Raw genomic sequence first — 13330 nt, 5'->3', positions numbered from 1 at the left:
ATTCCTTTCATTGTAAATTTGAAGAAATATAGGGATATCAACACTCAATGTTCAAATCATTTTTTCCATCACCACGGTATTTCTTTATATGTGCGGTTATTTGGATCGCGCTTAATATGGTGCTTTGGTATTCTGGTGGTAGTACATGGGGGAGTTTCATTGGATTCCATCAGGGTTACCATAGTGAACAATTACCAATTGGTGTTAGCCGCTTCTGGTCTCCGACTTTTATATGGTTTTATATTTGGTTCCTAGTTTCTACAGCAATTTTTGCAGGGTTTTGGAGAATTATTTCTAATCATCCATGGCAACGTTGGTCAGTTTGGGGCTCTGCTTTTATTTTATTTAACATCTGGTTTGGCGTGCAAGTCAGTGTTGCCGTTAATGCATGGTATGCACCTTTTTATAATCTTATTCAAGCAATGCTAGATCATGGTGGCGGTGATATTAATAAGCTATATAGCGGAACAGTTACTTTTCTTTTAATTGCCATGGTTGGCGTGACTTTAGCCGTGATTAATGCATTTTTTGCTAGCCATTATGTATTTCGTTGGCGTACGGCTATGAATGAATATTATACAGAGCATTGGGCGAAACTTCGCCATATTGAAGGTGCTTCACAGCGTGTGCAAGAAGATACCATGCGTTTTGCATCTGTTTTAGAAGATTTAGGCGTAAACTTCATAAAGGCAATTATGGTATTGATTGCATTTTTACCTATTCTATTTGAACTTTCTAAGCAGGTTAAAGTATTACCTATTGTAGGAGAAATAGATCATTCATTAGTATGGGCAGCAATTGTATGGGCTATTTTTGGTACAGTTCTACTCATGGTAGTTGGTATTAAATTACCCGGTCTACAATTTAATAACCAGAAGGTAGAAGCTGCTTATCGTAAAGAGTTGGTTTATGGCGAAGACTATGAAGAACGGGCACAGCCAAAGACATTAAAAGAATTATTCTCGAAAGTCAGATTTAATTATTTTCGATTATACCTTCATTATTCTTATTTTAATCTGGTTAGTATCTGGTATCTACAATTAGATATTTTATATAGCTTGGTTGTCTTATTTCCGTCTATTGCAGCAGGTAAAATGACATTAGGCTTAATTACGCAAATTAGTAATGTCTTTGATAAGGTCCGTGAATCATTCCAGTATTTAATTACTTCATGGAAAACAATCATTGAACTACTTTCAATTTATAAACGTTTAAGAACATTTGAAGATACTTTAAATTAAAAGTAATCATCATTTTTTAAGGTGCCTTGATTCAAGCCAGGGCATCTTTAAAATATTGAGTATTTAGTAAAATAACCTGTTATGTATGGCTCTTTATTTATAATTTTGATTTACATAATAAAATATATTTTTTGAAATATTATATTTTCGCGGTATAGAATTTGCTTCTGTATTGATTTTAATTTTGCTATTCGCTTAATTAATAAAAAAATAATCAATTTAAATCATTGTTTTAGATTATTAAATATTTAAATACGAGGTTAAGTCTTTGAAATCTATTTTACTTAAAAGTGCTCTTACGATTGCACTTATGTCTTCTGCTAATTTGGTACATGCGGAATTAGTAACAACTTCTCAAATCAAAAAAATATCAGGTATAGATCAACAATATATTGATTCTTCTATTAGTGAAAAGAACGATTTTTATGCTCATGTAAATGGTATTTGGTTAAAAAATACTGAAATCCCAGCTGATAAAGCAAATTGGGGAGCTTTTAATCAGCTCCGTGAGTTATCAATCAGTCAAGTACATGGGATTGTAGAAGAGCTATCTAGAAAAAAATGGGCGGATGGTAGTTTAGAACAGAAAATAGCTACTTTATATGCGAGCTTTATGGATGAAAAAGGCATTGAAAAGCAAGGTATTATCCCCCTACAAACTGAGCTACATCAAATTGATAGCTTGAAAAATAAGAAGCAAATAGCAGTTTTAATGGCCCATTTTGCTCGTATTAATGTTAATAGCCCGATTGGCTTAGGCATTGAACAGGATATGAAACAATCTACTGAAATGGTGGCTGGTTTGGAGCAAAGTGGTTTGGGTCTACCTGACCGTGATTATTATTTAAAAGATGATAAAAAATTTATCGAAACTCGTGCACAGTATTTAAAGTATATTGAAAAAACTTTATCACTTGCAGGAGATTCACAAGCTGCGCAACATGCTCAGGAAATCTTAAAACTTGAAACTCAGTTAGCACGAATACAGTGGAGCAATGTACAAAACCGTGATCTTGCAAAACGCTACAATAAATACAAACTCGCAGATTTGTATAAATTGACCCCCGCATTTGATTGGCAAGGTTATCTAACTGCAACTGAATTAAAAGGAAAAATTGATACTATTCAGGTAAATCAGCCAGATTACTTTCAGGGCTTAAATACAATTATTCAAAATACACCCTTAGATATATGGAAAGCTTATTTTAAATTGCATTTGATCAATAATTTTTCTCCATTACTAAATAGCGCTTTTGTAGATAATAAATTTGATTTTTATAACAAGACACTTCGAGATATTACTGAACAAGAAGCGCGTTGGAAGCGTGGTGTACAGCTTGTTGATAAGGTGCTGGGAGATGGTATCGGCAAACTTTATGTTGAAAAATACTTTCCTGCTGAGAAAAAACAACAGATGGAATTATTGGTTCAAAATCTGATTCGTGCTTATGACCAAAGCATTACAGAATTGGACTGGATGAGTCCTGCAACGAAAATACAAGCTCGTAAAAAGCTTTCTCACATGTCAATAAAAATCGGGTATCCAAAAAAGTGGCGTGATTATTCTGACCTGCACATCGCTAAAAATGATTTAGTTGGGAATATAATTCGCGCAAGTGAGTTTAGATATCAATATGAACTTAATAAATTAGGTAAGCCGGTTGATCGTGATGAATGGTATATGAAACCACAAACGGTGAATGCCTATTACAATCCATCATTGAATGAAATTGTATTTCCAGCAGCGATATTACAGCCACCTTTTTTTAATATAAACGCAGATGATGCCGTGAATTATGGTGGTATAGGTGCTGTGATTGGCCATGAAATTAGTCATGGCTTTGATGATCAGGGTAGCCAGTTTGATGAATTGGGCAATATGAGAAACTGGTGGAATGCTGAAGATCACCAGCGTTTTAAAGCTAAAACACAAGCGTTGATTGAACAATATAACCGTTATGAACCGATTGCTGGTTATCATGTTAATGGTGAATTGACATTAGGTGAAAATATTGCAGATAACTCTGGGTTAGCAATTGCCTATAAGGCCTATCAAATTGCATTAGGCGGTAAGCCAGCCCCTGTAATTGATGGACGGACTGGGGAGCAACGTTTTTATATGGGGTGGGCTCAAGTTTGGCGTGCGAAAACCCGCGAAGCTCAAGCGATTATCTATTTAAAGACTGATCCTCACTCTCCTGATAAAGTACGTGGTAATGGAGCTTTAATGAATCAAAAACCATTTTATGAGGCTTTTAAAATAAACGAAGATGATCAGATGTATTTACCACCAGAGAAACGGGTAAATATTTGGTAATTAAGAAAGCCCGCGAAAGCGGGTTTTTTATGGTTATTGATTTAATGGGTTGCGTTATAAAAATTAAGGATAGGGCCAACTAGAAACTGCTGCGACTTATCTAAGGTGACTTGAATCTCTTTATAGTTAAAAGTGTCTTCATCATCATACTTGGCAATACCATGGGTTTTATTGTTCACTTGAGGAATTTGGTAGCTAAAAAAAGCGACTTTTTTAGAGGGATGAACAATATTGATAAGGTTTTTAGGGTCTTTAAAACCACCATATTCATTTTCAAGACTTTCTTTTAATAGTTCAGGAAAATAAAGCGTTGCATTGGGTAATCCACATCCAACGCAAAATGAAGAGTCATAAAGCTTTATCGCTTGCTTTTGATCTGGACTCATGATTAGAGCAAAACCAGTTCCATTTGCGCCTGCATTTGCTTGAATATCTTGCCAGTTACGTGGAACAAGTACTACACCTACTTCAGGTAATGCAAGAAGCTTTAATTGCTTGGCATGTTGAGCATCAAGTTTAAAATTAAAACTACAGCTTTTAAGCGTACATTTTTCAAAATTTTTAAGTAAACCATCTTCTATTGGGTTTTGTGCCGTAACGCCATAAAAAGGGACTACAACGCCGTTTAAAAATTTTGCCTCTCCAAGAGCATAGAATTGATTGTCTGCTTTGCGGGTTGCAGCAGAGTTATAAAATTTGGGGAAATGAGGAGTAAAGCTTTTTACTTCTGCATAAGCAGTTGAATTTAGGCTGACTAATGTTGCCCATAATAAAAAATTTAGTTTTTTCATTTTTAGAAAGTAATCAATTTAAATCTTATATAAATCTAACATATTCTTTTAAACTAGACGGTAACTCAAAATTTAACACCGTTGTTAACTTCATAATAAAACAGACGTGTAGAGACATGAAAAAATGAAAAATATACTTTCAATTTGTTGTTTGGCAGTAATAAGTTCTTATAGTTTTGCTCAAGATGTAAAAGGTATTTCATTTTCTCACCAAGAGTGGGAAATCTCTTGCAGTAATACGGGCACCTGTAAGGCCGCAGGATATCAAAATGAAGAAAATGGTGATAATCCCGCTTCAATTTTATTAACACGTAAAGCAGGCCCAAAACAACCTGTACAGATTGAATTTGCTTTGTCTGACTATGAACAAAGCATACCTGCAAACCAGCTTAAAAATATCCATTTTTATATAAATGGCAAAGATTTAGGTATGGTGGGGGTAGATGGTACTGAGCTGCCAATTATGGGTAAGCTAAACAGCTCGCAAGTCAATACTCTACTACAGCAGTCCAAACAGAAGACTGAAATAGTATTTAAAAATGCGCAGCATAAATGGAAAATTTCCGATGCTGGAATGACTGCCGTATTATTAAAGATGGATGATTTTCAGAAGCGTATAGGGACTATGGGTGCTTTGGTCAAAAAGGGCAGTGCCAATGAAAATCAAGTGCTTATGCCTGAACCAAAACTAGTTGTGAAGCGTATTAAGACTTCAACCAAACCTTATTTAACTTTACAGCCTAAAAATAAACAGTACCAAGCAATACACCGTAGTTTGATAGCTGCTAAACCGAATCCGAAAGAAGATGGCTTTTGTGAAGGTATTTATAGTGGTAACAGTGATGGGGCTGAACCACAGAAAATTGAGCTATATAAACTAACCAATAAGAAAGTTCTGGCGACTACATTATGTTGGAGAGGGGCTTATAACGAAGGGTATGGGGCATGGGTGCTCGATGAGCCTTTAAACGGTAAGGCCGCGTTTGTAACTGAGTCCGCCTCAGATTTTGATAGCGGTATTATTAGTAGTGCTCAAAAGGGACGAGGCATTGGAGATTGCTGGGCAAGTGAAGAATGGGTATGGGACGGCAAGAGTTTTGTGCATACTAAGGATATGTGGACGGGTATGTGTAAAGGCTTGGCAGCAGGTGGAGTGTGGGAGCTTGATCGAATAGAGTCTGTGGTGAAATGACTACTTTGTGGTTACAGAGTCATAACAGGTAACTTTAGTGACTCTGTGATAAAAAGAACAGATTGTTTATTGGAGCTAGACTTATGTCACGTCATCTTTATGCTATTGCTCGCCGTAAGTTTTCACATCTGAGCCGTTCAATATGTGTGGCGGCGACTGTACTGGGCGCAACACAAATTGCGATGGCTGGTCCAACAGTTGATCAGCTCAGTGATTGTTTAGTTAAAGCAACAACAGCTTCAGATAAAACTACGGTGCTCCAATGGACATTTACAGCTTTAGCGGCTCATCCAGATTTAAAAGCATTTAGTAATGTAACGCCTGAGCAAAAAGACCAGTTAGATCAAAAACTGGCTCAGGTTTTACAGCGGATAATTGTAGAACAATGTTCTGCTCAGACCAAAGCTGTAATTCAGGCTGAAGGTGTGAAGGCAGTTGGGGAGGCTTTCCAGCAGTTAGGCCAAAGTGCGGGTGAAGATATTGTTAAAGACCCAGCCGTTAAACAGCAGTTGCAGGGCACATTACGCTATATCGATTTAAATAAATTGGTGACAACGTTTTTGACACCAGAAATTTGGAATAAATTAGGAATTACAAGATAAAAATCTAGTTTCCTATTTTAGTAATAAGGCCTGCTATCTAAATGCAGGCTTTATTGTATTTGGGATGAAGAATCTTATTTAGATACTAATCTTAGCGCCTAAAACTTTCACAAATTGTGCTAACCAAGCTGGATGTGCAGGCCAAGCTGGAGCAGTCACCAAATGCCCATCGGTAACGGCATCAGTTACAGCAATGTCTGCATATTGCCCACCTGCTAATTTTACTTCGGCTGCACATGCTGGATAAGCCGAGCAGAGGCGGTCTTTCAACACATCTGCCGCAGCGAGTAACTGAGCACCGTGGCATACGGCTGCAATTGGTTTTTTTACTCTATCAAATTCACGTACAATTTCGATAACACGTTCATTCATGCGTAAATACTCTGGCGCACGGCCACCTGGGATGACTAAACCTACATAGTCTTCGGTATTAACGGCATCGAAATCATAGTTAATCGCGAAGTTGTGGCCACGTTTTTCGCTATAAGTTTGCTCACCTTCAAAATCATGAATAGCTGTTGCAATATGGTCACCATTCTTTTTATTCGGGCAAACCGCATGCACGGTATAACCTAAACCTGTTAAGAACTGAAAAGGAACCATAGTTTCATAGTCTTCGGCATAGTCACCGACCAACATTAGAATCTTTTTAGACATGATTTATCTCTCTTATTTAAAATATATGTGATTTCAATTCTTAATTTAAATTAGCACAATGAAAGTATGATTTTTAGCAAAAAGCAAATTCTTTAGTCGAAGAATTTCATAAGTGATATAAAAAAGCCCCGATAAATCGAGGCTTTTTTTAAATTGGCTAAGAAAATTAATCAATTAATTTTGTCCAAAACCGTGATTCAGAGGTAGGAATTAAGACGGTTGGAGATGCTTTTCGGCAAAGTCAAAGCATGGTTGAAGGTATTGTTAAAGACCCTGCAGTTAAACAACCGTTGCAAGGTACATTGCGTTATATTGATTTAAATAAATTGGTGACGTTGTTTCTAATATTACAGACTTAGAATAAGTTGAGAATAGTGAGGTGGTTTTATCTCTCCAGACCTTTTCTAAAGGAGAGGGGGATTACTAACTAAAAAAATTCCTTTCTGAAAAGGAAATTAAGAAGTATTATTATATATTGTGCAAAAAAAATGCTTGTAAAAACTATGGGTTTTTAGTATTAAATATGTGAAAAAGGGTTTTGGCTGAATTTATGGATCAGGATTTTAAAGAGAATTTAAAAAAATTACTTTCTGCATATTTTTTAAGTATAAAAGGTAATAAAGACTTTAATTTAGATGAGGTGGAGAAAAGTTACAAAATCTCGTCTGATTTTGTAATAAATGAAGTTGAAGTTAAAAAAGATGATCAAAAAGGTAAAGATGAAAAAAATTTTTTCTTAGAATATTACAAATATTTATATGTGATTTGTAAGGAAACTGTTAATCCTTTTTTAAATCAAAACTTTATACAATCTCAATTTAAGTCAAATATATTTAAAAATTTATTACAATTATGGATTTATAAAAATGAATTGTTTAAAGAGAAGGCTTTTTATAGAAAATATAAAGATATAGTTGAAAATGTGTTTATAGCAGATTTTATGGGTTTACAGTATTTTTTCGATTATAAAGTTAAAAAGCATAATTACAAAAGAACCGAAACATTGTTCTTGTTAGGTACAGCAAGACTTTTAGTTATTATGGTATTGAAAAGTTTAAATGTTAGATTTAATACCTTTGAGAGAAAGGTTGCACATTATACAAGAGTAGATGTAGCAAATTTTATTATTAATGATGATAAATTTTTTAGAATGAACTCTACTGAATTTATGAATGATCCAACAGAAGGGTTATTAGTTAAGGAGTTTTTGTCACTAAAGACATTAGATTCATATATTTATCAGCATAATTTTTTATCATGTTTTACCTTTAATCATAATTATTTAAATCAATTTCGACTATACGGTAGAACCAAAGGTTTAGATGGAACAGGTGTTAGTTTAGTTCTTAATGAAAGTTTTTTTGATAAATTGAATCGTTTTTATTTTAATGATGATGAGGTGGAATTAGATTTACATATCGGAGAAAATAATAAATTACCTCTTTTTAGATGTTGTTATTTTGATCCTAAATCAGAATATATTTCGATTGCTAAACGTTCAAAATTTTCTTTCTTTCAGGAATTTAAAGGACAGAAAAGTGCGGATGAAATAGAAAAAATTTGGACTGATTATATGGGCTTAATAAAACCAATTGAGAGTGATATTCGGAACAATCTAAATTATTTGAAAATAGTAATTAATGATCTGAAAAAACTTTACTATACAGGTGATGAGAGGGTTTGGAATATTATTGATGACTTTATGAAACCAATTAATTATTTATTTAAACATTCAGCATTTAAGGAAGAAGAGGAATGTAGAATTATAAAAGTTACGAATTTAAATGATAAGAGTATAAAAAATGAACTAAATGCTGACGGTCAAACTTTTACATATATTGAATACCCTGCTGACCTTAAAGAATCATTGGTAAATATATATATAGGTCCAGCTTCCGCGAAATATTTAACTTATTTTAAAACTTCTCTTTTAAAGAAAAGAAAAAAAGAAGTAAAAATTTGTGTGTCTGATAATCCTTTACGAATATGAAATAAAAGAAAACCCGCTCTAAAGCGGGTTTTTCTAAAAAAAGATTAGTTTAACCAATCAATTTCTTCATTAATTCATTTACTTGAGCAGGGTTAGCTTTACCCTTAGAGGCTTTCATGACTTGACCAACAAGACCGTTAAAGGCTTTTTCTTTACCAGACTTGTACTCTTCAACCATTTTTTCATTGGCTGCAAGCACTTCTTTAATGATCGCTTCAATTGCACCTGTGTCAGTTTCTTGCTTTAAGCCTTTTTCCGCAATAATGTCATCGGCAGATTTACCTTCCGATTCCCACATAAAGCCAAAGACTTGTTTCGCAATTTTACCGCTAATGGTGTTGTCAACAATACGTGCAATCATGCCGCCAAGTTGTTCAGCAGAAACAGGAGAGTCTGCTAAGTCTAGGCCTGCTTTGTTTAACGCACCTGAGAATTCACCCATCACCCAGTTTGCCGATACTTTACCTTGCTTCGCACCTCCAGCAGCAGCCACAACAGCTTCATAGAAGTCCGCCATTTCGCGTGAGAGCGTAAGTACGTGTGCGTCGTATTCAGTTACGCCAAAGTCTGCAATAAAGCGTGCACGGCGTGCTGCTGGCAACTCAGGCATAGTTGCTTTGATGGCCTCAATTTGCTCATCTGGAATAATTACTGGTAACAAGTCTGGATCAGGGAAGTAGCGGTAGTCATTCGCTTCTTCTTTAGAACGCATAGAACGCGTTTCCATTTTATTTGGATCGAACAAACGAGTTTCTTGATCAATTTCGCCGCCCCATTCCAAAATTTCCATTTGGCGTTCAATTTCAACATTGATCGCTTGCTCAATGAAACGGAATGAGTTGAGGTTTTTAAGCTCACAGCGTGTGCCAAATGGTTGTCCCGGACGACGTAAAGACACGTTACAGTCCGCACGGAATGAACCTTCAGCCATGTTACCGTCAGAAATACCTAACCAACGTACTAGTGTGTGAATTGCTTTGATGTAGGCAACTGCTTCTTCAACCGAACGCATGTCTGGTTCAGAAACGATTTCAAGCAAAGGCGTACCAGCACGGTTTAAGTCAATGCCAGACATACCTTCAAATTGGTCGTGCACAGACTTACCCGCATCTTCTTCAAGGTGAGCACGAGTTACGCCAATGCGTTTAGTCGTTCCATCTTCAAGCTGAATGTCGATATGGCCCAAGCCCACAATCGGATTGTCCATTTGGCTAATTTGATAGCCTTTTGGAGAGTCAGGATAGAAGTAGTTTTTACGTGCAAAGACTGAAGCTTGGTCGATGTAAGCATCAATCCCTAAACCAAAGCGAATTGCGAGTTCAACCACTTTTTCATTTAAAACCGGCAATACACCCGGCATCGCCAAGTCTACAAGGCTCGCTTGTGTATTTGGGTCTTGACCAAATTCAGTTGATGAACCTGAGAAAATTTTAGAATTGGTTGCAAGCTGAGTATGAATCTCAATACCAATAACGACTTCCCAACCGTCAATCAATTTCAACTTTTGAGCTTCAGCCATTATGCATTCTCCTCAGCAATTGCCGCACGTTTGGTGTGCCAGTCAGTGTTTTGTTGGTATTGGTGAACAATCGACAACAATTGTGATTCTGACCAGTAATTACCGATTAACTGTAAACCTACTGGTAAGTTGTCTTTATCAAAACCAACAGGAGCATTAATCGCTGGCAAGCCTGCTAAGTTCACTGCGATGGTATAGATATCGCCTAAGTACATTTCAACAGGGTCTAAAGATGCACCGATTTTGTAGGCAGTTGTTGGTGCAGCAGGTGCTGCAATTACATCTACATTTTCAAAAGCTTTTAAGAAGTCTTGTTGAATTAAACGACGTACTTTTTGTGCTTTTACATAGTAAGCATCGTAATAACCCGCAGAAAGCGCGTATGTACCAATTAAAATACGGCGTTGAACTTCTGGACCGAAGCCTTCTGAACGCGAACGTTTGTAAAGATCCATCAAGTCAGCTGGGTTCTCACAGCGGTAACCGTAGCGAACACCGTCATAACGTGACAAGTTAGAAGATGCTTCCGCTGGCGCGATGAGGTAATACGTTGGTACATATGCTTCAGTCATGTTGAGGTCGATTTCAACAAGCGTTGCGCCCATTTCTTCAAGCTTTTTCAAAGACTCTTCAACACGTGCTTTTACGTCCGCATCTAAACCTGCAACGTTAAAGTATTGTTTAGGAATACCAATGCGTAAGCCTTTTACAGATGTGTTATTTAGGTTTGCAACGTAATCATCGACTTCTTTTTTAACTGAAGTTGAGTCTTTAGCATCGTGACCTGCAATTACATTCATCAGGTAAGCACAGTCTTCAGCAGAGCGTGCCATTGGACCTGCTTGGTCTAATGATGATGCATAAGCAATGATCCCGAAACGAGATACACGACCATAAGTTGGTTTTAAGCCTGTTAAACCACAGAAAGAAGCAGGTTGGCGAATTGAGCCACCTGTATCGGTACCTGTAGCAAATGGTGCTAAATCAGCCGCTACAGCCGCAGCAGAACCACCAGATGAACCGCCAGGAACATGGTCAAGTGCCCAAGGGTTACTCGTTGCACCTACATATGAACTCTCAGAAGTTGAGCCCATCGCAAACTCATCCATGTTCACTTTACCTAAAGTAACCAGACCAGCTGCTTTAGTTTTTTCAACAACGGTTGCATCGTAAGGTGAAATGAAGTTATCGAGCATTTTTGAACCAGCAGTGGTTTTAATACCTTTGGTACAAAAGATGTCTTTGTGGGCAAGAGGAATACCCGTTAAAGCAGTTGCATTGCCAGCTTTTAATGCGGCATCGGCAGCATCGGCTTCACGAAGTGCCTGTTCCGGAGTAACCGTCACATAGCTCTTAACTTGCGGGTCAATTTTAGCAATACGTTTTAAATAATGTTCAGTCAATTCGCGAGATGAAAACTTCGCTTGGCTTAAGCCTTCAGCAAGTTCGCGAATTGATAAGCGATGTAAATCAGTCATGAGTAAAATTTCTTTACATTCAAAATAGGGAAGATGGGTTAATTGATTAAAAGTTATTCAATCACGCGAGGAACAAGATACAAACCATCTTGAGTTGCAGGTGCAACTGCTTGGTATTCGTCCCGATGATTGCTTTCAGTTACCACATCAGCACGTAAAGGTTGAGGATTGTCAAAAGGACTCTTTAAAGGTTCTACGCCTTCCGTATCAATGCCTTTTAAGGTTTCCATCATGCCTAAAATTTTATTTAGACTTTGAGCATATTCAGCAGATTGCGTATCATTGAGCGACAATCGAGCAAGATTGGCGATTGCTGAAACTGTTTGTGCATTTAAATCTGCTGAATGCTGTGCATCCGATGTAGACATAACATCACCTAATCAGTATTAAAAATTTTCAAAATATCGTGCGTTATAATAAGCGATTGACTTGTTCAAATCATCACATTTAGTTTAAAGTTGCCACCTTGCATCCACATGAAAGTTTAACTGAGAACGAACCGTGATTCTAAAACGACTAATTGGCTTGTTTTCGCCGGATCTAGCCATTGATTTAGGTACAGCAAATACACTTATTTATGCACCAGGCCGCGGCATTATATTAAATGAACCAACAGTTGTGGCAATTCGTCACAGTGGTTCACAAAAAATTGTTGCTGCTGTAGGGCTAGATGCTAAGCAAATGCTAGGCCGTACACCTGCGAATATTTCTGCAATTCGTCCAATGAAAGACGGTGTAATTGCAGATTTTGAAGTGACTGAAACCATGTTGAATCAGTTTATTGGTAAAGTTCACGAAAAACGTTTGTTCCCACCTGCACCTCGTGTAGTTGTATGTGTACCATGTAAATCAACTTTGGTCGAGCGCCGTGCAATTCGCGAAGCCGTATTTAATGCGGGTGCCCGTGATGTACGCCTAATTGAAGAGCCAATGGCTGCTGCAATTGGTGCTGGCATGCCAGTTGAACAAGCATGTGGTTCTATGGTTGTGGATGTTGGTGGTGGTACAACTGAAATTGCAATTATTTCATTGCAAGGTTGTGTCTATGCTGATTCTTTACGTATTGGTGGCGATGTATTTGATGAGCAAATTATCAATTATGTTCGTAAAGCTCACGGTTGCGTAATTGGTGAAACCACAGCTGAAATTATTAAAAAAGAAGTTGGTATGGCTGTTTCTGATGGTACGACATTAGAAATTGAAGTACGTGGCCGTAACCTTGCAGAAGGTGTACCTCGTGCGATTACTGTAACTTCTGACGAAATTACTCAAGCAATTTCTGACCCGTTACAAAGTATCGTAAGCGCGGTGAAATCTGCACTTGAACAAACTCCTCCTGAACTTTCTTCTGATATTGCTGAGCGCGGTATTGTGTTGACAGGTGGTGGAGCGTTACTTCGTAACCTTGATAAATTATTAGCTCAAGAAACTGGTTTGCCAGTTGTTGTTGCTGAAGACCCTCTTACTTGTGTAACCCGTGGTGGTGGTAAAGTATTGGAATTCTTCGACAACCCGAACCATGACATGCTTTTCGTCGGTTAAG

11 protein-coding genes and 1 pseudogene are annotated in these 13330 nt (G+C 37.1%); 7 read left to right on the top strand and 5 right to left on the bottom strand.

Annotation, left to right across the window (positions count from 1 at the left end):
• Positions 1 to 47 precede the first annotated feature (47 nt).
• Complete coding sequence (gene sbmA, locus KNQ97_RS07370; RefSeq protein WP_065725613.1) at positions 48 to 1241, top strand: peptide antibiotic transporter SbmA; 1194 nt, start codon at positions 48 to 50, stop codon at positions 1239 to 1241.
• A 268-nt stretch (positions 1242 to 1509) separates the two neighbouring features.
• A complete protein-coding gene (locus KNQ97_RS07365; protein WP_065725612.1) occupies positions 1510 to 3558 on the top strand; it encodes a M13 family metallopeptidase in 2049 nt (682 codons plus the stop codon).
• A 41-nt stretch (positions 3559 to 3599) separates the two neighbouring features.
• Here the strand turns inward: KNQ97_RS07365 and KNQ97_RS07360 are convergent, their stop codons facing one another.
• A complete protein-coding gene (locus tag KNQ97_RS07360) occupies positions 3600 to 4349 on the bottom strand; it encodes a DUF4850 domain-containing protein (RefSeq protein WP_000735826.1) in 750 nt (249 codons plus the stop codon).
• Positions 4350 to 4473: 124 nt separating this feature from the next.
• Here KNQ97_RS07360 and KNQ97_RS07355 point away from each other — a divergent pair, with 124 nt between their 5' ends.
• Entirely contained in the window at positions 4474 to 5541 is a 1068-nt protein-coding gene (locus KNQ97_RS07355; RefSeq protein WP_253612022.1) for a DUF1176 domain-containing protein, read from the top strand.
• A gap of 83 nt (positions 5542 to 5624) precedes the next feature.
• Positions 5625 to 6143, top strand: coding sequence for a hypothetical protein (locus KNQ97_RS07350; RefSeq protein ID WP_000086443.1), 519 nt, complete (start codon positions 5625 to 5627; stop codon positions 6141 to 6143).
• A 78-nt stretch (positions 6144 to 6221) separates the two neighbouring features.
• On the opposite strand, the gene KNQ97_RS07345 is transcribed toward KNQ97_RS07350, so the two are convergent.
• Positions 6222 to 6800, bottom strand: a complete 579-nt coding sequence (locus KNQ97_RS07345) for a DJ-1/PfpI family protein (RefSeq protein WP_000037730.1) — start codon at positions 6798 to 6800, stop codon at positions 6222 to 6224.
• A gap of 150 nt (positions 6801 to 6950) precedes the next feature.
• Between KNQ97_RS07345 and KNQ97_RS07340 the strand changes: the two are divergent.
• Both KNQ97_RS07340 and KNQ97_RS07335 read left to right on the top strand, forming a co-directional pair.
• A pseudogene (locus KNQ97_RS07340) lies at positions 6951 to 7159 on the top strand (hypothetical protein); the annotation flags it as partial.
• 191 nt (positions 7160 to 7350) lie between these two features.
• Positions 7351 to 8790 carry a DUF2971 domain-containing protein gene (locus KNQ97_RS07335; protein ID WP_253612021.1) on the top strand — a complete coding sequence of 480 codons (1440 nt, stop codon included), beginning with the start codon at positions 7351 to 7353 and terminating at the stop codon, positions 8788 to 8790.
• A 49-nt stretch (positions 8791 to 8839) separates the two neighbouring features.
• Here KNQ97_RS07335 and gatB read toward each other — a convergent pair whose 3' ends face one another.
• Genes gatB through gatC form a run of 3 tightly spaced genes read right to left on the bottom strand, consistent with a single transcriptional unit; the run spans position 8840 to position 12155 of the window.
• The gene (gene gatB / locus KNQ97_RS07330) at positions 8840 to 10309 is read right to left on the bottom strand and encodes an Asp-tRNA(Asn)/Glu-tRNA(Gln) amidotransferase subunit GatB (RefSeq protein WP_125267869.1); all 1470 of its coding nucleotides are present in this window, start codon (positions 10307 to 10309) and stop codon (positions 8840 to 8842) included.
• Positions 10309 to 11787, bottom strand: a complete 1479-nt coding sequence (gatA, locus tag KNQ97_RS07325) for an Asp-tRNA(Asn)/Glu-tRNA(Gln) amidotransferase subunit GatA (protein WP_000130660.1) — start codon at positions 11785 to 11787, stop codon at positions 10309 to 10311. The genes gatB and gatA overlap by 1 nt, the downstream gene beginning before the upstream one ends.
• Before the next feature lie 53 nt (positions 11788 to 11840).
• Positions 11841 to 12155 (bottom strand): Asp-tRNA(Asn)/Glu-tRNA(Gln) amidotransferase subunit GatC, encoded by a 315-nt coding sequence (gatC, locus tag KNQ97_RS07320; protein ID WP_000107699.1) that lies wholly within the window; start codon positions 12153 to 12155, stop codon positions 11841 to 11843.
• Positions 12156 to 12288: 133 nt separating this feature from the next.
• Here gatC and KNQ97_RS07315 point away from each other — a divergent pair, with 133 nt between their 5' ends.
• Positions 12289 to 13329: a rod shape-determining protein gene (locus tag KNQ97_RS07315; protein ID WP_000601379.1), complete on the top strand. Its 1041-nt coding sequence runs from the start codon at positions 12289 to 12291 to the stop codon at positions 13327 to 13329.
• Position 13330: the final 1 nt, after the last annotated feature.

Source organism: Acinetobacter sp. UC24323 (assembly GCF_024151445.1).
Classification (GTDB): domain Bacteria; phylum Pseudomonadota; class Gammaproteobacteria; order Pseudomonadales; family Moraxellaceae; genus Acinetobacter; species Acinetobacter baumannii.
This window is presented reverse-complemented; position numbering and strand designations above follow the sequence as displayed.

What these genes read in the sequence shown, in the direction of transcription:
- gatC (WP_000107699.1), bottom strand. Translation starts at nt 12,155, where the DNA reads ATGTCTACATCGGATGCACAGCATTCAGCAGATTTAAATGCACAAACA.
- KNQ97_RS07335 (WP_253612021.1), top strand. Translation starts at nt 7,351, where the DNA reads ATGGATCAGGATTTTAAAGAGAATTTAAAAAAATTACTTTCTGCATAT.
- KNQ97_RS07345 (WP_000037730.1), bottom strand. Translation starts at nt 6,800, where the DNA reads ATGTCTAAAAAGATTCTAATGTTGGTCGGTGACTATGCCGAAGACTAT.
- gatA (WP_000130660.1), bottom strand. Translation starts at nt 11,787, where the DNA reads ATGACTGATTTACATCGCTTATCAATTCGCGAACTTGCTGAAGGCTTA.
- KNQ97_RS07355 (WP_253612022.1), top strand. Translation starts at nt 4,474, where the DNA reads ATGAAAAATATACTTTCAATTTGTTGTTTGGCAGTAATAAGTTCTTAT.
- gatB (WP_125267869.1), bottom strand. Translation starts at nt 10,309, where the DNA reads ATGGCTGAAGCTCAAAAGTTGAAATTGATTGACGGTTGGGAAGTCGTT.
- KNQ97_RS07350 (WP_000086443.1), top strand. Translation starts at nt 5,625, where the DNA reads ATGTCACGTCATCTTTATGCTATTGCTCGCCGTAAGTTTTCACATCTG.
- sbmA (WP_065725613.1), top strand. Translation starts at nt 48, where the DNA reads ATGTTCAAATCATTTTTTCCATCACCACGGTATTTCTTTATATGTGCG.
- KNQ97_RS07360 (WP_000735826.1), bottom strand. Translation starts at nt 4,349, where the DNA reads ATGAAAAAACTAAATTTTTTATTATGGGCAACATTAGTCAGCCTAAAT.